General features: G+C 63.4%; 16 protein-coding genes. 8 read left to right on the top strand and 8 right to left on the bottom strand.

Annotated features, from left to right (window positions below; translation table 11 throughout):
• Positions 1–15: 15 nt before the first annotated feature.
• Genes K4A76_RS15530 through K4A76_RS15520 form a run of 3 tightly spaced genes read left to right on the top strand, consistent with a single transcriptional unit; the run spans position 16 to position 2047 of the window.
• Positions 16–681, top strand: a complete 666-nt coding sequence (locus K4A76_RS15530; protein WP_274410642.1) for an amino acid ABC transporter permease — start codon at positions 16–18, stop codon at positions 679–681.
• Entirely contained in the window at positions 682–1329 is a 648-nt protein-coding gene (locus K4A76_RS15525; protein ID WP_009686365.1) for an amino acid ABC transporter permease, read from the top strand.
• A complete protein-coding gene (locus tag K4A76_RS15520; RefSeq protein ID WP_009686366.1) occupies positions 1316–2047 on the top strand; it encodes an amino acid ABC transporter ATP-binding protein in 732 nt (243 codons plus the stop codon). Before K4A76_RS15525 ends, K4A76_RS15520 begins: the two co-directional genes overlap by 14 nt.
• A gap of 57 nt (positions 2048–2104) precedes the next feature.
• Here the strand turns inward: K4A76_RS15520 and K4A76_RS15515 are convergent, their stop codons facing one another.
• Together K4A76_RS15515 and K4A76_RS15510 are read right to left on the bottom strand one after the other, a co-directional pair.
• The gene (locus K4A76_RS15515) at positions 2105–2620 is read right to left on the bottom strand and encodes a DUF4880 domain-containing protein (protein WP_054881748.1); all 516 of its coding nucleotides are present in this window, start codon (positions 2618–2620) and stop codon (positions 2105–2107) included.
• A 435-nt stretch (positions 2621–3055) separates the two neighbouring features.
• Positions 3056–3367, bottom strand: coding sequence for a DUF6124 family protein (locus K4A76_RS15510; RefSeq protein WP_009686368.1), 312 nt, complete (start codon positions 3365–3367; stop codon positions 3056–3058).
• 130 nt (positions 3368–3497) lie between these two features.
• Here K4A76_RS15510 and K4A76_RS15505 point away from each other — a divergent pair, with 130 nt between their 5' ends.
• Positions 3498–4163, top strand: a complete 666-nt coding sequence (locus K4A76_RS15505; RefSeq protein WP_274410641.1) for a LexA family transcriptional regulator — start codon at positions 3498–3500, stop codon at positions 4161–4163.
• A gap of 253 nt (positions 4164–4416) precedes the next feature.
• Here the strand turns inward: K4A76_RS15505 and K4A76_RS15500 are convergent, their stop codons facing one another.
• From K4A76_RS15500 to K4A76_RS15480, 5 genes are all read right to left on the bottom strand, one after another.
• Positions 4417–5412 (bottom strand): IS110 family transposase, encoded by a 996-nt coding sequence (locus K4A76_RS15500; RefSeq protein ID WP_029887815.1) that lies wholly within the window; start codon positions 5410–5412, stop codon positions 4417–4419.
• 381 nt (positions 5413–5793) lie between these two features.
• Positions 5794–7746, bottom strand: coding sequence for an acetyl/propionyl/methylcrotonyl-CoA carboxylase subunit alpha (locus K4A76_RS15495; RefSeq protein WP_274410640.1), 1953 nt, complete (start codon positions 7744–7746; stop codon positions 5794–5796).
• The gene (locus K4A76_RS15490) at positions 7743–8558 is read right to left on the bottom strand and encodes a gamma-carboxygeranoyl-CoA hydratase (RefSeq protein WP_054912216.1); all 816 of its coding nucleotides are present in this window, start codon (positions 8556–8558) and stop codon (positions 7743–7745) included. The genes K4A76_RS15495 and K4A76_RS15490 overlap by 4 nt, the downstream gene beginning before the upstream one ends.
• 4 nt (positions 8559–8562) lie before the next feature.
• Positions 8563–10170 carry a carboxyl transferase domain-containing protein gene (locus K4A76_RS15485; protein WP_274410639.1) on the bottom strand — a complete coding sequence of 536 codons (1608 nt, stop codon included), beginning with the start codon at positions 10168–10170 and terminating at the stop codon, positions 8563–8565.
• Positions 10171–10185: 15 nt separating this feature from the next.
• A complete protein-coding gene (locus K4A76_RS15480) occupies positions 10186–11349 on the bottom strand; it encodes an isovaleryl-CoA dehydrogenase (protein WP_182390088.1) in 1164 nt (387 codons plus the stop codon).
• Between the two features lie 238 nt (positions 11350–11587).
• Between K4A76_RS15480 and K4A76_RS15475 the strand changes: the two genes are divergently transcribed.
• Positions 11588–13270, top strand: a complete 1683-nt coding sequence (locus K4A76_RS15475; protein ID WP_274410638.1) for an AMP-binding protein — start codon at positions 11588–11590, stop codon at positions 13268–13270.
• Positions 13271–13357: 87 nt separating this feature from the next.
• On the opposite strand, the gene K4A76_RS15470 is transcribed toward K4A76_RS15475, so the two are convergent.
• Positions 13358–13519, bottom strand: coding sequence for a hypothetical protein (locus K4A76_RS15470; protein ID WP_009686375.1), 162 nt, complete (start codon positions 13517–13519; stop codon positions 13358–13360).
• 141 nt (positions 13520–13660) lie between these two features.
• Between K4A76_RS15470 and K4A76_RS15465 the strand changes: the two genes are divergently transcribed.
• The 3 genes from K4A76_RS15465 to glgB all read left to right on the top strand — a co-directional run bounded on the left by K4A76_RS15465 (position 13661) and on the right by glgB (position 21309).
• A complete protein-coding gene (locus K4A76_RS15465; RefSeq protein ID WP_274410637.1) occupies positions 13661–15679 on the top strand; it encodes an alpha-1,4-glucan--maltose-1-phosphate maltosyltransferase in 2019 nt (672 codons plus the stop codon).
• A gap of 102 nt (positions 15680–15781) precedes the next feature.
• Positions 15782–19102, top strand: coding sequence for a maltose alpha-D-glucosyltransferase (treS, locus tag K4A76_RS15460; protein WP_274410636.1), 3321 nt, complete (start codon positions 15782–15784; stop codon positions 19100–19102).
• Positions 19099–21309 carry a 1,4-alpha-glucan branching protein GlgB gene (gene glgB, locus K4A76_RS15455; protein WP_274410635.1) on the top strand — a complete coding sequence of 737 codons (2211 nt, stop codon included), beginning with the start codon at positions 19099–19101 and terminating at the stop codon, positions 21307–21309. The genes treS and glgB overlap by 4 nt, the downstream gene beginning before the upstream one ends.
• Positions 21310–21361 lie beyond the last annotated feature (52 nt).

The following is a 21361-nucleotide window of genomic DNA, read 5'->3' as shown; positions in this document are numbered from 1 at the left end:
TGGATTCGCTGACTGATGGCCTATCAATTCGATTTCGCGCCCGTGTTGGCCCAAGGCGACCTGCTGCTCAAGGGGGCGTTGTTCACGCTCCAGCTGACCGCAGTGGGCACCCTGTTCGGGGTAGCCCTGGGCGTACTTGGCGCTGTGGCGCGTGCCTGGCGGCTCAAACCGTTCGATGTGCTGTTCGGCGTGTACGTGGAACTGATCCGTAACACGCCCTTCATCGTGCAGCTGTTCTTCATCTTCTTTGGCTTGCCCGCGTTGGGGGTGCGCCTGACGGAATGGCAAGCCGCGGTGCTGGCCATGGTGATCAACCTGGGGGCCTATTCCACCGAAATCATCCGCGCCGGTATCCAGGCCATTCCCAAAGGGCAACTGGAGGCGGCGGCGGCACTGGCCATGAGCCGCGCCGAGGCGTTTCGCCATGTGGTCCTGCAACCGGCGCTGGCCAAAGTCTGGCCGGCCCTGTCGAGCCAGATCGTGATCGTCATGCTGGGCTCGGCGGTTTGTTCGCAGATCGCCACCGAAGAGTTGTCGTTCGCAGCCAACTTCATTCAGTCGCGCAATTTCCGGGCGTTCGAGACTTACCTGCTGACCACGGGCCTGTACCTGATCATGGCCATTGCGGTACGCCAGGTGCTGCTGTGGTTCGGGCAGCGCTTTCTGATGGGGAGACGATGAATGGAGTTCACCTTATGGGACATCGTCCGCAACTTGCTGGTTGGCATGCAGTGGACCCTGCTGCTGTCGCTGGTGGCGTTCATCTGCGGTGGCGTCGCCGGCCTGCTGGTGCTGCTGGCGCGCCTCTCTGACAACTTCGTGCTGCGCGGGGCCGCCAAGGGCTATATCGAGCTGTTTCAGGGCACGCCACTGCTGATGCAGTTGTTCATGGTGTTTTTCGGCATTGCCCTGTTCGGCGTCGATATTTCGGCCTGGATGGCGGCGGCCATCGCCTTGACGTTGTTCACCAGTGCCTTTCTCGCCGAAACCTGGCGCGGCTGCGTCGAGGCCATTCCACGTGGCCAGTGGGAAGCCTCCGGCAGCCTGGCCATGACCCGGCTGGAGCAGATGCGTTACGTGATCCTGCCCCAGGCGCTGCGGATTGCCGTGGCACCTACCGTCGGTTTCTCGGTGCAGGTGGTCAAAGGCACGGCGGTCACTTCGATCATCGGCTTTACCGAGCTGACCAAGACCGGCGGCATGCTCGCCAACGCCACCTTCGAGCCCTTCCTGATCTACGGCTTGGTGGCCGTGGGTTATTTCATGCTCTGCTACCCGCTCTCGCTGAGCGCCCGTTACCTGGAAAGGAGGCTGCATGCCCCTGCTTAGAGTGTCTGCGTTGCACAAGTACTATGGCGACAACCACGTGCTCAAGGGCGTAGACCTGAGCATCGAAGAGGGTGAAGTGGTCGCCATCATCGGCCGTAGCGGTTCCGGCAAAAGTACCTTTCTGCGTACGCTCAACGGCCTGGAGTCGATCAGTGACGGCGTGATCGAAGTGGATGGCGAGTACCTGGATGCCGCGCGCGCTGACTTGCGCACGCTGCGGCAGAAAGTCGGCATGGTGTTCCAGCAGTTCAACCTGTTCCCGCACCTGACGGTCGGCGAGAACGTCATGCTCGCGCCGCAGGTGGTGAAGAAGACCAGCAAGGCCCAGGCCCGCCAACTGGCTGAGCAAATGCTGGCCAGGGTTGGCCTGGGCGACAAGTTCGACGCCTACCCGGACCGCCTTTCTGGCGGGCAGCAGCAACGGGTGGCTATCGCCCGCGCCCTGGCGATGTCGCCCAAGGTTTTGCTGTGCGACGAGATCACCTCGGCGCTCGACCCGGAACTGGTCAACGAAGTGCTCGGCGTTGTGCGGCAATTGGCCAAGGAAGGCATGACCTTGATCATGGTGACCCATGAAATGCGCTTTGCCCGGGAAGTGGGTGACAAGCTGGTGTTCATGCACCACGGCAAGGTTCACGAAACCGGTCACCCACGTGATGTATTCGCCGCGCCGCGTACGGCGGAGCTGGCGAATTTCATTGGCAGCGTAATGGGCTGAGGGGCAGGCTTCAGAGGGGCTGCAGGTGGCGGGCCTGAAGTGAACCGGCAGCGGGCATCAGCTGCACCATGCCCACACCAGTAACGCCGCCAGCCCAGCCCCGACCGCCACCGAGCAGCCGCCTAGCGACAGCGCCGCCCGGCCTTGCCGGTACCAACCATCCTGGCCAAGCTGGCGTGCCGGCCCCAGCAGGCTGCGCCAGCGTAATTCCGTTTGGTGAAACGCCTGCAAGTTCGCGGCATCTGCGTCCAGCCAGCGGCGGAAGTCGATGCGCTCGCATGCGGTCACCTGGGGGCTCTGCAAGCGCACGTACCATTGGCTGGCCACGCTTGCCAGCACATCCCGGCGCGGGCGCCCGGCCATCAGGGCCTGGTCCATGTTGCGTTCGACAGTGGCCAGTGGCAGGTCAAGGCGGGTGGCAATGCTGGCGAAGTCCAGCTGGTCGAGGCGGCTCAGCAGCATCACTTGCTGCACCCGGCGTGGCAGCCGCTTCAGCGCGTGCAGCAGGGCATTGTCGGCATCAGGCTCATTGACCGCGGTAGGGTGTTCGACGGGCAGCAGCAGACGGGTCATGACCGGCTCCTTGCGCTACAAAGGGGAAGGGGTGGGGGCATCTTCCGTGATGCGTGGTCAGCGTAGGTGAAACGAGATTGATTCTCAAGTGCTGATTGCGCAAAGTTTTGTAATGAGCGTTCACGCCCTGAAACACATTTGCTACCATGCGCGCCATCACGATCTTCATTAGCCTGAAGAGCCAAAAAAAGACCCGGCAAAAAGCCGGGTCAAAAACCGTGATTAGCCTGATGAGGAGATAATCTGAAAGCGACCTAAGCTTTCAGGTTATCCAGCAGATCTCGCGATCAGCTGAGTGCAATAATAATCGTTATCATTTGCCAGTCAAATGAATTTTATCATTCCGGTAAAAAAGTTTTACCGGTGCGCTTCCTTGTCCCGGCAATCGGGGCCTTTGCCGTTACGCGGCCATCACGTGCTCTCCCTTCCGTTCACCTACAAACCCCGGTCTTCACGTTGCTTGTGCTCGAGCAGCGCACGTGCCATGTCCATCATGTGCATCAGCGCGAAGGTCAGCTCGCGCTGGCTGCCGTGCTGGTGCGTGGCGGTTTCCTGTGCGGTGGCGGCAGCGCAGCGCAGCAGGGCGATGGCGTGTTCCTGGGCCTGCTCGCTGGTCACGCCTTCGTGCAGGGTCCAGATCTTGTTGTCCAGCGTAGGGCGCGGCGGGTTGGGGTTGAGGTAGTAGTCGAGGGCGCGGCGGGCGGCTTCGCTGTCGAGATCTGTTTCGTCGTTTTTCGGTAGTTTCATCCTGATACCTGCTAATGCCAGTAAGGAAAGGGATCAGGCCGATACTAATACCCAGAGTATTTGAATTGCCACCAAGAAATAATACTGAATGTTTATTGAGCGCCAGTAGGCAGTCCGTATCGTGCCAGCGATGAATATGGATAAATGGATTGCCCTCGTCCGTGACCGGATGGAGGAGCTAGGGCTTACCCAAGAGCAGCTTGCCGAGCGCGTTGGCGTGTCTCAAGGCAGCGTGGGGCATTGGGTGAACAAAAGGCGTCAGCCGAAGATCGAGTCGATGAACCGCACGTTCGTCGAGATTGGCATGCCTCATTACCACGTCAGCTTGCAGTTGCGCGTTCAGGGCCAGGTCGGCGAGGAGCGCGGTACCTACGAGGTGGATGACGATGATGATGACCTGGACCTGATGCAATACATCGTATGTTTCCGCTATCCGGTGTTGAGTTGGGATCAGCTAGGTGGTGCCCAGATAGCGGAGCCTGCTGAGTTCGAGCAGACCGATTACCTGGCTCAGGGGAAGGCGTTCTGGCTGACGGTGGAAAATGATGCGATGAGTGCTATCAGTGGCCGCAGTGTGCCGCAGGGCATGCGAATGCTGGTGGACCCTGGGGCGCAAGCTGTACCTGGGCGTCTGGTGATTGCGCGTCAGCCAGGTAAACCGGCGATTTTTCGTGAATTGGCCGAGGAGGGTGGGCAGCGGTATCTCAAGGCATTGAACAGTAATTACCCGGCCTTGTTGTGCGAGGAAGGCTGCGAGTTCTTGGGGGTGGTTGTGCGGGTGCATGGCTCCTTCTAGGTGTTTTGAGGTTGTTGTGAGGCTGGTGAGCGTAGGGCTTGGGTAGTGGGGCGCCTGTGAGATCGAGCGCCGCCCGCGCGGCGCTTCGCGGGTAAACCCGCTCCTACGTTTGTTTCGGGCCAATTATGCCTGTGGGATTTGCGCGCGAACGCCTTGGCGCCCACCACGATATCGCGTCGTAAAAACAAGGCGGTCGCGCGCGTCCGGCACAGGCAATACTGGCCCGAAACAAACGTAGATACTCTGTTGGCGGTCAAGCTTTTCTGAGGTGTTCAGAGCTGAAAAGCTTGGCCGTATCAAATGGCTCATCTCCGCTCATGCACGCCCAGATGCCTGTCAGGTACTTGCGCATGACAGCGGCGATCGCTTGCATTTTTTTCTTGCCCCTGCTGATCAGCGACTCATAAAAAGCCTTCGCATAAGGATCGCAGCGCACCGCCGTCAGCGCAGGCATGTACATGGCTGCCCGTAAATAGGCATTCCCGCTTTTGCCGAGCCGACCAGGTTTATCAATGCTTGTTCCAGACTGTGTCTGTCGAACATCAAGGCCAGCATGACGAGCGACCTGAGAGGACTTGAGCGTTTCGGGCAGCGTGGTCAGCTCAGCCAGGGCGGCCAGCGCCGAGACCTCTCCAATCCCAGGGCCTGCGAGGAGTTGCTCGTACTGTCGAGTTAGCCTTGGACACTGGGCGATTAACTCGCGCCCTGCCTTACGAAAGCGCTCGATTCGATTACTTAGTGAAGCAATCTCTTCTTCTTGATCCTCGATCAACATCGAGGCAGTCGTGGCGGTCGCCTGCAATGCATGCAGCTCGTTCTTCGCCCTGATACGGTGTCCCACCAAACGATTGATGTGCCGGCCAAGGCCTCTGAGTTCAAGCTGTACAGTGCTTGGAGGTGTCCACAAACGCGGGGTCATACGCTCCCCGTACTCGGACAGCAGCTGAGCATCTATTGCGTCAGTCTTGCTGTTCACCAGCATCAGTTTGGCGAAGTTGTGGAAGCTCTTGGGGTTGATCACGGAAACAGGTAGGTCAGCAGCGTGCAGCTCAATGGCCAAGTCCAGGTAATAGATCCCGGTCGCCTCCATCACGATCGACGTAGGCTTGAGCGCCTGCAGCTTTTTCACCGCAGCCTTGCGACCGGCAGGGGTTTGAGCGATATCCCACTGACCGGCAGTGCGCCCATCTTTACGCACCCCAACGACCGAAGTCCGTGAGCCGATATCGAGGCCAACCCAGACACTCATTCTTCCCTCTCCCAAGCGAATTAGGTAACAATGGCCTCCGGTTCCCCGACCTCGAACTTCATGCCGCTGCAACCTTGTAATGCGAAGTCCGACTTGTCGGCTTCTCGATACTCTTCGTGGTGGGCAATGAGGCGGGGGGCCTCTCTACGTACAAGGTCAGGGGCAAACCCTGCCTTCAGGAGCGATCGGCCTCCCCGGAAGTGCTTCTTCAGCCTGACGAGAATAACTTCTCCCGCCAGGCCAGTCACAACATACAAGGAGCGGGTTTACCCGCGAAGCGCCGCGCGGGCGGCGCTCGGTCTCACAGGCGCTGCAAAGGGTATGGCGAACACCTGGCAGCCCCACCCCAGCGCCACATAAACCACCCAACCCCCAGCCACCTCACTCCGCCAATTCGACCAGCACCGTCCCTTCGCTGACCATATCCCCTTCCTGGCAGAACAACGCGTTCACCGTGCCGCCATGAGGCGCGCGAATGCTGTGCTCCATTTTCATGGCCTCCAGCACCACCAGCGCGGTACCGGCCTCCACCGCCTGCCCCGGCGCCACCAGCACCCGCACGATACTGCCGTTCATGGGGGCACCCAAGCCGCCCTGGTGACCGTGGCTGGCCTCGGCCTCGGCGATCGGGTCGAAGGCTTCGATGGCATGCATCTCGCCGCCCCACTGCAAGTACAACGTAGCCCCGCGGCGCATCGCCAGGTGCTGGCGACGCACGCCGTCGTGGTCATGCACCAACTGCTCGCCCAGTAACTGCCAGGTGGGCGCCGCGCTGTGCTCCAGGCCCACAGCGTGGTCCTGGCCAGCACTGACCAAGTGCAGGCTACTGCGCGCGGGCAGGCCCAGGCGCAGGCCGCTGCGCTCGGCCCATGGCGAACCGGGGTCATCTTCGCGCTGCTGCCCGGCCTGGCCCTGCCGCCAGGCTTCGGCTGCGGCCTCCCAGAAGCTGACCGGCAGCGGCTGTAGTGCCGGCAGCAACGCGGCCTGGTGCCGCGCAATGAAGCCGGTATCCAGCTGCGCCGCGGCGAACGCCGGGTGCGCCAGAATGCGCCGCAGGAACGCGAGGTTGGTCTTCACCCCACCAATGGCGAATTCGTCGAGCATCGCCAGCAAGCGCAAGCGTGCCTGCTCGCGGTTTTCGCCCCAGGCAATCAGCTTGCCCAGCATCGGGTCGTAGAACGGCGACACCGCATCGCCTTCGCTCACGCCACTGTCCACCCGCCGGCCTTCGCCAGCTGCCGATTCACGGTACAGCGCCAGCGTGCCGGTCGCCGGCAGAAACTCGTTGGCCGGGTCCTCGGCGTACAGGCGAACTTCAATGGCATGGCCGATCAGCGGCACCTGCTCCTGGGTGATCGGCAGGGCCTCGCCGCACGCCACACGAATTTGCCAGGCCACCAGATCCAGGCCGGTAATGGCCTCGGTGACCGGGTGCTCCACTTGCAGGCGGGTATTCATTTCCATGAAGAAGAACGCGCCACGGGCGTCGAGCAGGAATTCCACCGTACCGGCACCGACATAGCCAATCGCTTGCGCCGCCCGTACCGCCGCCTCGCCCATGGCCTGACGCAGTTCGGCCGACAGGCCGGGGGCGGGGGCTTCTTCGACCACCTTCTGGTGGCGACGCTGGATCGAGCAATCGCGCTCGTTGAGGTACAGGCAATGGCCGTGCTGGTCGGCGAACACCTGGATTTCCACATGGCGCGGCTTGAGCACGTACTTCTCCACCAGCATGCGCGCATCGCCGAACGACGCCTGCGCCTCACGCTGGGCCGACGCCAGGGCATCGGCCAGCTGGCTTTCCTCCTCGACCACCTTCATGCCCTTGCCCCCACCGCCAGCGCTGGCTTTGAGCAGCACCGGGTAGCCGATGCGCCTGGCCGCGTCGCGGAAGGTGTCGAGGTCCTGGGCTTCGCCGTGGTAACCGGGCACCAGGGGCACCCCGGCGGCCTCCATCAACGCCTTGGCCGCCGACTTGCTGCCCATTGCGTCGATGGCGCTGGCCGGTGGGCCGAGGAAAATCAGCCCCGCCTGCTCGATGGCGCGGGCAAAGCCTGCGTTCTCGGACAGGAAACCGTAGCCTGGGTGAATGGCCTGGGCACTGCTGGCCTTGGCTGCAGCCAGCAGCTTGTCGACCAGCAGGTAGCTGTCGGCGGCCTTGGTGCCGCCCAGGTCCACGCGGATATCCGCTTCGCGGCTATGCCGCGCGTCACGGTCGATGGCGCTATGCACGGCGACGGTGGTCAGGCCCATGGCCTTGGCGGTGCGCATCACCCGGCAGGCGATTTCGCCGCGGTTGGCGACCAGCAGGGTGGTCAAAGCGGGGCGGCTCATGGGCGCGGCTCCTTGGTCTCAGCGGTTTGCCAGGCGGGTGGGCGTTTCTCCAGAAAGGCGCGCAGGCCCTCCTGGCCTTCGGCGCTGACGCGGATACGGGCGATGGTGTTCTCGCAGTAGCGGCGCAGCGCCGGGCTGAGTTCGCCGTCGTCCACTTCACGCAGCAGCTCTTTGGTGGCACGCAGGGCCAGCGGAGCGTTCTGCAGCAAGTTGTTCACCCATAGCGCCACCTGTGCGTCCAGCTCAGTGGCGGGGTATACCTCGGCCAGCAGGCCCAGTTCGCGGGCCCGTGTACCGCTGAAGCGCTCGGCAGTCAGGGCATAGCGGCGCGCGGCACGCTCGCCGATGGCCTTGACCACGAACGGGCTGATCACCGCCGGGGCCAGGCCGATGCGCACTTCCGACAGGCACAACTGGGCGTCTTCTGCGCCAATGGCCATGTCACAGCAACTGATCAGGCCCAGTGCCCCGCCAAACGCCGCACCTTGGACCACGGCCAGGGTCGGTACCTTCAGCCGGTGCAAGGCGTACATCAGTTCGCCCAGTTCATGGGCGTCATCCAGGTTGGTGTTGAAATCCAGCTGCGCCGACTGCTGCATCCAGGCCAGGTCGGCACCGGCGCTGAAGTGCCGGCCACGCCCGCGCAGCAGTACAAAGCGCAAGCCGGTATCGTCGGCCAGCCGATCGATGGCGACGATCAGCTCGCGGATCATCTGCGCGTTGAACGCGTTGTTCTTGTCCTCGCGGCTAAGCCACAGGGTGGCGAAGCCGCGCGGGTCGCGAATCACTTCGAGGGTGCTGAAATCGCTCATGGGGTCACATCCGGAAAATGCCGAAGCGGCTCGCTTCGATCGGCGCATTCAGCGCAGCGGACAGTGCCAGGCCCAGGATGTCGCGGGTTTGCGCCGGGTCGATGACGCCGTCGTCCCATAGCCGGGCACTGGAGTAGTAGGGGTGGCCCTGCTGTTCGTACTGGTCGAGAATCGGCTGCTTGAGCCTGGCTTCGTCTTCGGCACTGAACGGCTGGCCACTGCGCTCGCTTTGCTCGCGCTTGACCTGGGCCAGCACACCGGCGGCCTGCTCGGCGCCCATCACACCGATCCGCGCGTTCGGCCACATCCACAAAAAGCGTGGGTCGTAGGCACGGCCGCACATGCCATAGTTGCCGGCACCGAAGCTGCCGCCGATGATCACCGTGAATTTCGGTACCTGGGCGCAGGCCACGGCGGTCACCAGCTTGGCGCCATGCTTGGCGATACCGCCTTCCTCGTACTTCTTGCCCACCATGAACCCGGTGATGTTCTGCAGGAACAGCAGCGGGATACCGCGCTGGCAGGCCAGCTCGATGAAGTGCGCGCCTTTTTGCGCCGCTTCGGCGAACAGGATGCCGTTGTTGGCCAGGATCGCCACCGGGTAGCCATGCAGGTGGGCAAAGCCGCAGACCAGGGTGGTACCGAACAACGCCTTGAATTCGTCGAACAGCGAGCCGTCGACCAACCGGGCGATCACTTCGCGCACATCGAACGGCTGCTTGGCATCGGCGGGCACCACGCCATACAGCTCGTCGGCGGCGTACAGCGGTGCCACCGGGGCGAGGCGTTGCAGCTTGCCCAGCTTGTGCCAGTTGAGGTTGGCCACGCAGCGCCGGGCAATGGCCAGGGCGTGTTCGTCGTTGTCGGCGTAATGGTCGGCCACGCCGCTGGTACGGCAGTGCACATCGGCCCCGCCCAGGTCCTCGGCACTGACCACTTCGCCCGTGGCGGCTTTTACCAGCGGCGGGCCGGCGAGGAAAATGGTCGCCTGCTGGCGCACCATGATCGCTTCGTCGGCCATCGCCGGCACGTAGGCACCACCGGCAGTGCACGAGCCCATCACCACGGCGATCTGCGGGATGCCCTGGGCGCTCATGTTGGCCTGGTTGAAGAAGATCCGACCGAAGTGCTCGCGGTCAGGGAACACCTCGTCCTGGCGGGGCAGGTTGGCACCGCCCGAGTCGACCAGGTAGATGCACGGCAAGCGGTTTTGGTGGGCGATGGCCTGCGCACGCAGGTGCTTTTTCACCGTCAGCGGGTAGTACGAGCCACCTTTGACCGTAGCGTCGTTGGCCACGATCATGCATTCCACGCCTTCTACGCGGCCGATGCCGGCGATCACCCCGGCAGCCGGTACGTCCTCGCCGTAGACCTCGTGGGCCGCCAGCTGGCCGATCTCGAGGAACGGCGAGCCCGGGTCCAGAAGGCGGTCGATGCGCTCGCGTGGCAGCAGTTTGCCGCGGGAGGTGTGCCGTTCCTGAGCCTTGGGCCCGCCGCCCTGGGCGACCTGGGCCAACAGGCCGCGCAGGGCCTGGACCTGGGCGGCCATGGCGGCATGGCTGTGGGCATAATCCGCCGCCTTGGTATTGAGCTGTGACTTGAGAATCATCATGACCCCTGGCGCAGATCAGCGCGTCTCGTTGAACAGTTCGCGGCCGATCAGCATCCGACGGATTTCGCTGGTGCCGGCACCGATCTCGTAGAGCTTGGCATCGCGCAGCAGGCGGCCAGCCGGGAATTCATTGATATAGCCGTTGCCGCCAAGAATCTGGATGGCTTCCAGGGCCATTTGCGTAGCCCGCTCGGCGGTGTACAGGATGACCCCGGCAGCGTCCTTGCGGGTGGTCTCGCCACGGTCACAGGCCTGGGCCACGGCATACAGGTAGGCGCGGCTGGCATTGAGCTGGGTGTACATGTCGGCGATCTTGCCCTGGATCAGCTGGAACTCGCCGATGCTCTGGCCGAACTGCTTGCGGTCGTGAATGTACGGCACCACCAGGTCCATGCAGCTTTGCATGATGCCGGTCGGCCCGCCCGACAACACCACGCGCTCGTAGTCCAGGCCGCTCATCAACACGCGTACGCCGCCGTTCAGCTGGCCGAGAATATTGTCTTCCGGTACTTCGACGTTGTCGAAGAACAGCTCGCAGGTGTTGGAGCCGCGCATGCCCAGCTTGTCGAACTTGTTGCTGCGGCTGAAGCCTGACCAGTCGCGCTCGACGATGAACGCGGTGATGCCGTGGGCACCCTTGTCCAGGTCGGTCTTGGCATAAATCACATAGGTATTGGCGTCCGGGCCGTTGGTGATCCAGGTCTTGCTGCCGTTGAGTACGTAGCGGTCGCCGCGCTTTTCTGCGCGCAGCTTCATCGACACCACGTCGGAGCCGGCATTGGGCTCGCTCATGGCCAGTGCGCCGATGTGCTCGCCGCTGATCAGCTTGGGCAGGTACTTGAGTTTCTGTGCGTGGCTGCCGTTGCGGTTGATCTGGTTGACGCACAGGTTGGAGTGGGCACCGTAGGACAGTGCCACCGACGCCGAGGCCCGGCTGATTTCCTCCATGGACACCACGTGGGCCAGGTAGCCGAGGCCGGCGCCGCCATATTCTTCCGACACGGTGATGCCCAACAGGCCCATGTCGCCGAACTTGCGCCACATATCGGCAGGGAACAGGTTGTCGTGGTCGATTTGCGCGGCACGCGGGGCCAGCTCGGCGGCGACGAAGGTGCGCACCTGGTCACGGAGCATGTCGATGGTTTCGCCCAGGGCGAAGTTCAGGGTGGGGTAATGCATGCAGGGGCACCTTGTTGTTCTTGAAATGGGTTACACCGTAGCTCATGGAGCTGTCGCCGCTCCCACAAGCTTCGGCTTCACGCCTGAGGATCGGTGTTGTTCATCACCTTTACGTTAACGTAAACCTGGCTTAGGCCGGGTGTCAATCTGATCGTCACCTTTACGTAAACGTAAATCTGCGCCAGAGTATCTCCGCTTGCTTCAGCCGTGCCCAGAACAACCACAAGAAGGGACACCCATGAGTCAACCAAGCTATACCCGCGGCCGCCAGGACCAGCCGTTGCTGACCCAGACCATCGGCCAGGCCTTTGACGCCACCGTGGCGCGTTGCGCCGATGGCCAAGCCCTGGTTTCGCGCCACCAGGGCGTGCGCTACAGCTGGCGGCAACTGGCCGAACAGGTCGACGCGTGTGCCCGCGCCTTGATGGCGCTGGGCCTGAACCGCGGCGACCGGTTGGGCATTTGGTCACCCAACTGCGCCGAATGGTGCGTGTTGCAACTGGCCAGCGCCAAGGTCGGGGCGATTCTGGTCAACATCAACCCGGCCTACCGGGTGGGTGAGTTGGAATACGTGTTGCGCCAGGCCGGGTGCCGCTGGCTGGTTTGCGCCGATGCTTTCAAAGGCTCCGATTATCACGCCATGGTTCAGGCGCTGGTGCCAGAGCTGGCGAGCGCCCCCGCGGGCGCACTGGCCAGCCAGCGCCTACCCGAGCTGCGCGGGGTCATCAGCCTGGCAGCCAACCCGCCGGCCGGTTTCATGGCATGGCAAGCCCTGGCCGGGCTGGCCGGGCAAACCTCGAGCGAAGCCTACCTGGCCCGCCAAAGCGGGCTGCAGTTCGACCAACCGGTGAATATCCAGTACACCTCCGGCACTACCGGTGCACCCAAGGGCGCCACGCTGAGCCACTACAACATCCTCAACAACGGCTTCCTGGTCGGCGAAAGCCTGGGCCTGGGCGAGCGCGACCGCATGGTGATCCCGGTGCCGCTTTACCACTGCTTTGGCATGGTCATGGCCAACCTGGGTTGCATCACCCACGGCAGCACCATGATCTACCCCAACGATGCCTTCGATGCCGAACTCACCCTGCGTGCCGTGGCCGAAGAGCGTGCGAGCATTCTCTATGGCGTGCCTACCATGTTCATCGCCATGCTCGACCACCCGCTACGCGCCCAGGTGGACCTTTCCAGCCTGCGCAGCGGCATCATGGCAGGGGCTACCTGCCCGATCGAAGTAATGCGCCGGGTGATCGACCAGTTGCACATGGCCGAGGTGCAAATCGCCTATGGCATGACCGAAACCAGCCCGGTTTCGCTGCAAACCGGGCCAGAGGATGAGCTGGAGCTACGGGTTACCACCGTTGGTCGCACGCAGCCACAGCTGGAAAACAAGCTGGTAGACGCTGACGGCTGTATCGTTTCGCGCGGCGAGATCGGCGAACTATGTACCCGCGGCTACAGCGTGATGCTCGGCTACTGGGACAACCCCGAGGGTACCGCGGCAGCCATCGACCCTGCCGGCTGGATGCACTCGGGTGACCTGGCGGTGATGGACGAGCACGGCTACGTGCGGATCGTGGGGCGCAACAAGGACATGATCATTCGCGGTGGCGAGAACATCTACCCGCGCGAGCTGGAAGAATTCTTCTATACCCACCCGGCAGTGGCGGACGCCCAGGTGATCGGTATTCCGTGCAGCCGTTATGGCGAGCAGATCGTCGCATGGATCAAGTTGCACCCTGGCCACACGGCCACCGCCGAAGAGCTGCAATGCTGGTGCAAGGCCCGCATCGCCCACTACAAGGTGCCGCGGCATATCCGTTTCGTAGACGAATACCCGATGACGGTAACCGGTAAGGTGCAGAAGTTTCGCATGCGCGAGATCAGCATCGCCGAATTCTGCGCCGATGGCGCGGGTTGACGGACGAGGCTGTCTGGTTCACCCGCACCGGCAGTTGCCCGCCTGCACCGACCTTGCAGGCGGCAAGGTCGGTAACCTGGTCTACCCTTAGGCTTTCACCGGTGGTTCCTGGTTCGGCGGGTCGCCCACCGTCGGCGGTTCGGTTGGCTTGACCGGCAGCTCGTCCGGGTCTTGCTCCGGCACGGGCGGCGGCAAGCTCGGGTCGTCGATGTTCGGATCGGGGGTTTCCGGTGGTGTTGGAATGTTCATGGCCTGACCTCGCGTGGGTGGTTTGAAGAGGTACTGCAGGCTTGGACTTCGGCCAGCTGCGATTCGCTCAATTTTTTTGAACCCTCACGCCCGCGCCCGGCTCTGAACCCTTACCGCCACCAGCCTGAGGGAGCAAGGTCGATGTCACGAAACGAGCTTTTTGAAAGCGTGCCAATGGCCAACGATCATCCTGACCAGGCCATTAGCCTGGCCCAGGCGCTGCTGGCCCCACGCATCGTGATCGAGGACACCCAGCCGGTGCTCGACGCCGGCACCTTCGCCGCCAAGGCCATCAGTGGTCAACCGGTTGCCGTCAGCAGCAAGGTCTACAGCGATGGCCACGACCGCCTGGCCGTGGTGCTCAACTGGCGCCCGGCGCACAGCCAGCGCTGGCACTCGGTGCCGATGCAGTCGGCGGGCAACGACCTGTGGCTGGCCGAGTTCACCCCCACCGAGCTGGGGCCGCACGTGTTCGGTATCCAGGCCTGGATCGACCCGTTCGCCACGTACTGCCACGACCTGGAAAAAAAGTACCATGCTGGCGTCGAGGTCAGGCTGGAGCTGGAAGAGGGGCGGCTGATGCTCGGCCAGGGCATTGCCCTGTGCGATGGCGCCGTGCGCAACGAGCTTGAGGCCGTGCTGCAGCGCCTGGCGGAGGTGGGCAGTGACGACCAGGTGGCACTGCTGCTGGACCCGCGCACCGCCCGGCTGATGGCCGAGGCCGAGCACCGCAGCTATCTGGCCCGCAGCCGCGAATTCCCGCTCGATGTGGACCGCCCGGCTGCGCAGTTCGCCAGTTGGTACGAACTGTTCCCACGCTCGATCACCGATGACCCGCAGCGCCATGGCACCTTCAACGATGTGCACCAGCGGCTGCCGATGATCCGTGACATGGGCTTCGACGTGCTGTACTTCCCGCCCATTCACCCTATTGGCCTGCAGCACCGCAAGGGGCGCAACAATGCGCTCACGGCAGAGCCGGGTGACCCGGGTAGCCCGTATGCCATCGGCAGTGCAGAGGGTGGCCACGAAGCGATTCACCCGCAGTTGGGCAGCCGCGAAGACTTCCGCCGCCTGGTGGCTGCTGCTGCCGAGCACGGCCTGGAAATTGCGCTCGACTTCGCCATCCAGTGCTCCCAGGACCACCCCTGGCTCAAGCAGCACCCGGGCTGGTTCAGTTGGCGCCCGGACGGCACCATCCGCTATGCCGAGAACCCGCCAAAAAAATACCAGGACATCGTCAACGTCGACTTCTATGCCCCTGAAGCAGTACCCAGCCTTTGGTTGGCGCTGCGCGATGTGGTGGTGGGCTGGGTCGAGGAAGGCGTGAAGACGTTCCGCGTCGATAACCCGCACACCAAGCCGCTGCCATTCTGGCAATGGCTGATCGCCAATGTGCGCAGCCAGTACCCGGAGGTGATCTTCCTCGCTGAGGCGTTCACCAAGCCCGCCATGATGGCGCGCCTGGGCAAGGTCGGCTATGCGCAAAGCTACACCTACTTCACCTGGCGCAACACCAAGCAAGAGCTACGCGAATTTTTCGAGCAACTCAACCAGCCGCCATGGAGCCAGTGCTACCGCCCCAATTTCTTCGTCAATACCCCCGACATCAACCCGTTCTTCCTGCACACCTCCGGCCGTGCCGGTTTCCTCATTCGTGCAGCATTGGCGACCATGGGCTCAGGGTTGTGGGGTATGTATTCCGGTTTCGAACTGTGCGAAAGCGCCGCGTTGCCAGGCAAGGAGGAATACCTGGACTCGGAGAAATACCAGCTGCGCCCGCGCGACTTCAGCCAGCCCGGCAACATCATTGCCGAGATCGCCCAGCTCAATCGCATCCGCCGGCAGAACCCGGCCTTGCAAACCCACCTCGGCGTCGCGTTCTTCAACTGCTGGAACGACAACATCCTGTACTTCGCCAAGCGTACGCCCGAGCGCGACAACTACATCCTCGTGGCAATCAGCCTAGACCCGCACAACGCTCAGGAGGCGCACTTCGAGCTGCCGCTGTGGGAGCTGGGGCTCGATGACAACGCCCAAACCCAGGGTGAAGACCTGATGAATGGTCACCGCTGGTCGTGGTACGGCAAGACCCAGTTCATGCGCATCGAACCTTGGCACCAACCATTCGGCATCTGGCGTATCGAAAAGGCCGGTTAGGGCATAGGTACCGGGCCGCCTTGCGGCCCATCGCCGGCAAATAGGCTGCACGGCAGCCGCAACGCCAGCCAACACGGTCCACAGACATGCAAGGAGTCACCCATGGCCAAGCGGTCCCGCCCGGCAGCCTTCATCGACGACCCGCTGTGGTACAAGGACGCTGTCATCTATCAGTTGCACATCAAGTCGTTCTTCGACTCGAACAACGATGGCATCGGTGATTTCGCCGGCCTGATCAGCAAGCTGGACTACATTGCCGAGCTGGGCGTCAACACCCTGTGGTTGCTGCCGTTCTATCCTTCGCCGCGGCGCGACGACGGCTATGACATCGCCGAGTACAAGGCCGTGCACCCGGACTACGGCAGCATGGCCGATGCCCGTCGCTTCATCGCCGAGGCGCACAAGCGTGGCCTGCGGGTCATCACCGAACTGGTCATCAACCACACCAGCGACCAGCACCCTTGGTTCCAGCGCGCCCGCCACGCCAAACGCGGCAGCAAGGCACGCGACTTTTACGTATGGTCCGATGACGACCAGAAGTACGATGGCACCCGCATCATTTTCCTCGACACCGAAAAGTCCAACTGGACCTGGGACCCGGTGGCAGGCCAGTATTTCTGGCACCGCTTCTACTCGCACCAGCCAGACCTCAACTTCGACAACCCGCAGGTGCTCAAGGCGGTAATCGGGGTTATGCGCTTCTGGCTCGACCTGGGCGTGGACGGGCTGCGCCTGGACGCCATCCCTTACCTGATCGAACGCGATGGCACCAACAATGAAAACCTCGCTGAAACCCACGGGGTGCTCAGGGCCATTCGCGCCGAGATCGATGCCAACTACCCAGACCGCATGCTGCTTGCCGAAGCCAACCAGTGGCCGGAGGACACCCGCCCGTACTTCGGCGAAGGCGACGGCGACGAATGCCACATGGCCTTTCATTTCCCGTTGATGCCGCGCATGTACATGGCCCTGGCCATGGAAGACCGTTTCCCGATCACCGACATCCTGCGCCAGACCCCGGAGATCCCGGCCAACTGCCAATGGGCGATCTTTCTGCGCAACCACGACGAGTTGACCCTGGAAATGGTCACCGACCGCGAGCGCGACTACCTGTGGAACTACTACGCAGAAGACCGCCGCGCGCGCATCAACCTGGGTATCCGTCGGCGCCTGGCGCCCTTGCTGCAGCGTGACCGCCGGCGCATCGAACTGCTCACCAGCCTGCTGCTGTCGATGCCCGGCACGCCCACGCTGTACTACGGTGACGAGCTGGGCATGGGCGACAACATCTACCTGGGCGACCGCGATGGCGTGCGCACGCCCATGCAGTGGTCGCCGGACCGCAATGGTGGCTTTTCCCGCGCCGACCCACAGCGCCTGGTGCTGCCCCCGGTCATGGACCCGTTGTACGGCTACCAGACGGTCAACGTCGAGGCACAAAGCCACGACCCGCACTCGCTGCTCAACTGGACCCGGCGCATGCTGGCGGTGCGCAAGCAGCAGAAGGCCTTCGGCCGTGGCACGCTGCGCACGCTGAGCCCCAGCAACCGGCGCATCCTGGCCTACATTCGCGAATACACCGATACCGATGGCAACACCGAGGTCATCCTGTGCGTGGCCAACGTTTCCCGCGCCGCCCAGGCGGCAGAACTGGAATTGTCACAGTACGCCGACAAAGTACCGGTGGAGATGCTCGGCGGCAGTGCCTTCCCGCCGATCGGCCACCTGCCGTTCCTGCTCACATTGCCACCCTATGGCTTTTACTGGTTCCTGCTGGCTTCGCACGACCGTATGCCCAGCTGGCACGCCCAGCCTACCGAGGGGTTACCCGAATTGATTACGCTGGTATTGCGCAAACGCATGGAAGAACTGCTGGCGGCGCCTGCCAGCGATACCCTGCAAACCAACATCCTGCCTCAGTACCTGCCGAAACGGCGCTGGTTCGCGGGCAAGGAAGGGCCCATAGACAAGGTGCGGCTGTGTTATGGCGTGCGTTTCGGCACCGCCCCTACACCGGTATTGCTCAGCGAGCTCGAAGTGCTCAGCGACGGCGTGGCCACCCGTTATCAATTGCCGTTCGGGCTGCTGCCCGAGGAGCAGATCAACAGTGCGCTGCCGCAGCAACTGGCGTTGTCCCGGGTGCGCCGGGCCCATCAGGTGGGTCTGATTACCGATGCGTTCGTGCTCGAGCCGTTCATCCGCGCCGTATTGCGTGCGTGCCAGGAAAGCACGCGGCTGGCGTGCGGCGCCGCTGAAGGCGAGCTGCGTTTCGACTGCACCGAGCAACTGGCCAGCCTGGGGCTGAGTGAAGAAAGCCAGGTGCGCTACCTCAGCGCCGAACAGTCCAACAGCTCGGTGGTCATCGGCGACCGTGTGGTGCTCAAGTTGATCCGCCGGGTCAACCCGGGCATTCACCCGGAGCTGGAAATGAGCGCGTACCTGACCGCTGCCGGCTTTGCCAATATCTCGCCATTGCTGGCCTGGGTCAGCCGTGTGGATGCGCAGGCAGCACCGCACTTGCTGATGATCGCCCAAGGCTACCTGAGCAACCAGGGCGATGCCTGGGCCTGGACCCAGAACACGCTTGAGCGCGCCATCCGTGACCAGATGGAGCCCACCCGTTCGGATACCGAGGCACATACCGACGCCCTGGCCGAACTCACAGCCTTCGCCGCCTTGTTCGGCCAGCGCCTGGGCGAGATGCACGTGTTGCTGGCAGCACCCACCGATGACCCGGCCTTCCAGCCGCGGCCCAGCGATGCCCACGACCGCGAACGCTGGGTGACCCAGATCAGTGCCGAGTTGACCCATGCCCTCGACCTGCTGGCGCAGCACCGCGATCACCTGGACCGCGACAGCCAGGCGCTGGTCGATGACCTGCAGCAACAGCGTGATGGCCTGGTCGAGCATGTTCGCCAGTTGGCCGAGCAGGCCGAGGGCGGCTTGCTGATGCGCGTGCACGGTGACTTGCACCTGGGCCAGGTGCTGGTGGTGCAGGGTGATGCCTACCTGATCGATTTCGAGGGTGAGCCGGCCCGACCCCTGGAAGAACGCAGGGCCAAACACAGCCCTTACAAAGATGTCAGCGGCGTACTGCGGTCGTTCGACTATGCTGCTGCGATGATCTTGCGCGGCGCGTCTACGGTGGACCTTTCCGAGGCGGCTCGGCAGGCCCGGCAACGGGTGGCCCGGCAGTACCTGCACCAGTCGCGGCATGCCTTTATCGAGGCATACGGCCTGGCCACCGCTGCCATGCCCCACGCCTGGCAGCAGGCGGAAGGCGAGCGCGCTGCGCTGGAGCTTTTCTGCCTGGAAAAGGCGGCCTACGAAATTACTTATGAAGCCGAGAACCGGCCGAGTTGGCTGGCCGTGCCTTTGCATGGCCTGCATGGACTGATCAGTACCTGGGGAGAGTCAGAATGAACGTAACAACGCGTGAAAACGGCGGCCTTCGGCAACGGGACCTCGACGCCCTGGCCCGCGCCGAACACGCCGATCCATTTGCGGTACTCGGCCCCCATGACGACGGCGCTGGCGGGCAGGTGGTCAACGCCTTCCTGCCCAGCGCCCTGAATGTGCGCATTCTTGCCCGCGAAGACGGGCGCATCCTCACCGAAATGGCGCAGGGCAGCCTGCCAGGCTTGTTCTCCGCGCACCTCGATACAGCACAGCCTTACCTGCTGCAGATCGGCTGGGCCGGTGGCGAGCAGGTGACCGAGGACCCGTATAGCTTCGGTCCGCAATTAGGCGACATGGACCTGCACCTGTTTGCCGAGGGCAACCACCGCGACCTGTCCGGGCGTTTCGGCGCGCAGCCGGTGCAGGTCGAGGGCGTCGACGGGGTGTGCTTTTCGGTGTGGGCCCCCAACGCCCGGCGGGTATCGGTGGTGGGCGACTTCAACAACTGGGATGGGCGCCGCCACCTGATGCGCCTGCGCCATGGTGCCGGGGTGTGGGAGCTGTTCATCCCACGGCTGGGCGTAGGTGAAACCTACAAGTTCGAAGTGCTCGGCAAGGATGGCATCCTGCCGTTGAAGGCCGACCCCCTGGCCCGCGCCACCGAATTGCCGCCGAGCACGGCGTCCAAGGTAGCGGGTGAGCTGGGCCATGCTTGGCAAGACCACGACTGGATGGCGCAACGGGCGCAGCGCCATGCGTACAACGCGCCATTGTCGATCTATGAGCTGCACCCCGGCTCCTGGCGCTGCGAAATGGACGAGGCCGGCGAGGTCGGGCGCTACTACAACTGGCGGGAACTGGCCGAGCGCCTGGTGCCGTATGTGCAGGCGCTGGGCTTCACCCATATTGAACTGCTGCCGATCATGGAACACCCGTTCGGCGGTTCCTGGGGCTACCAGCCACTGTCGATGTTCGCCCCCACCTCGCGCTACGGCAGTGCCGAGGACTTCGCCGCCTTCATCGATGCCTGCCACCAGGGCGGCATCGGGGTATTGCTGGACTGGGTACCGGCGCACTTCCCGACAGACGAACATGGCCTGGCGCGCTTCGACGGCACGGCCCTGTACGAGTACGACAACCCGCTGGAAGGCTACCACCAGGACTGGAACACGCTGATCTACAACCTGGGCCGCAATGAGGTGCGCGGGTTCATGATGGCCTCTGCGCTGCATTGGTTGAAGCATTTCCACATCGACGGGCTGCGCGTCGATGCGGTGGCCTCGATGCTGTACCGGGACTATTCGCGCAAGGCCGGCGAGTGGGTGCCCAACCGCCACGGCGGGCGCGAAAACCTCGAGGCCATCGACTTCATTCGCCACCTCAACGGTGTGGCGGCCCATGAGGCGCCGGGGGCGTTGATCATCGCCGAGGAGTCCACCGCCTGGCCCGGGGTCAGCCAGCCGATCGAGCAGGGCGGGCTGGGCTTTGCCTACAAATGGAACATGGGCTGGATGCACGACACCCTGCACTATATCCAGAACGACCCGGTCCACCGTGCCCACCACCACAACGAGATGAGCTTTGGCCTGGTGTATGCCTACTCCGAGCATTTCATCCTGCCCATTTCCCACGACGAAGTGGTACACGGCAAGCACTCGCTGATCGACAAGATGCCCGGCGACCGCTGGCAGAAGTTCGCCAACCTGCGCGCTTACCTGGCCTTCATGTGGGCCCACCCCGGCAAGAAGCTGCTGTTCATGGGCTGCGAATTTGGCCAGTGGCGGGAGTGGAACCACGATAGCCAGCTGGACTGGTACCTGCTGCAGTACCCTGAGCACCAAGGCGTGCAGCGCCTGGTGAGTGACCTCAACCGCCTGTACCGCGAAGTCCCGGCGTTGCATGAGCAGGACTGCCAGCCACAGGGCTTCCAGTGGCTGATCGGTGACGATGCGCAGAACAGCGTGTTTGCCTGGCTGCGCTGGAGCAGCAGTGGCGAACCCGTGCTGGTGGTCGCCAACTTCACTCCGGTTCCGCGTGAGGGTTACCGCATTGGCGTGCCGTTCGGCGAGCGCTGGCAGGAGCTGTTGAACAGCGATGCCGAGATGTACGCCGGCTCCAATGTCGGCAACCTTGGGCTGGTGCACAGCGAAGACATCGCCAGCCACGGCCAGCCGCAGTCGCTGGCCCTGAACCTGCCCCCGCTGGGTGTGCTGGTGATGAAGCCCGCCTGATGCATCTGCTGTGCTGGCCCCGTCGCTGGTTTGCCGGCGCCAGGGCCAGCGC

Origin of the sequence: Pseudomonas sp. NEEL19 (genome assembly GCF_028751975.1) — a bacterium.
GTDB lineage: Bacteria > Pseudomonadota > Gammaproteobacteria > Pseudomonadales > Pseudomonadaceae > Aquipseudomonas > Aquipseudomonas juntendi.
This window is presented reverse-complemented; position numbering and strand designations above follow the sequence as displayed.